This is a genomic window from Streptomyces varsoviensis (assembly GCF_000718635.1).
GTDB classification, from domain to species: domain Bacteria; phylum Actinomycetota; class Actinomycetes; order Streptomycetales; family Streptomycetaceae; genus Streptomyces; species Streptomyces varsoviensis.
In genome coordinates, this window is record NZ_JOBF01000088.1 from 1 (window position 1) to 272 (window position 272).

1 protein-coding gene is annotated in these 272 nt (G+C 62.9%); it reads left to right on the forward strand.

The genetic code is table 11. From position 1 onward, the window contains the following. Positions 1–272: aminotransferase class V-fold PLP-dependent enzyme (locus IF55_RS35715; protein WP_030893508.1), on the forward strand; the 272-nt coding region annotated here is incomplete at both ends.

Sequence of the window (272 nt, forward strand, 5' to 3'; positions counted from 1 at the left end):
CAACATGCTCGGCTGGGCCGAGGAGCCCTACCGGGTGGATAGGGACACCGAGATCGTCATCACGGAGATGGAGCACCACTCCAACATCGTCCCCTGGCAGCTCCTGGCCCAGCGTACGGGCGCGAAGCTGAAGTGGTTCGGGCTGACGGATGACGGGCGTTTGGATCTGTCGCATCTGGATGAGGTGATCACGGAGCGGACGAAGGTCGTCTCGTTCACGCTGGTGTCCAATCTGCTGGGGACCGTCAATCCGGTGGAGGCGATCATCCGCC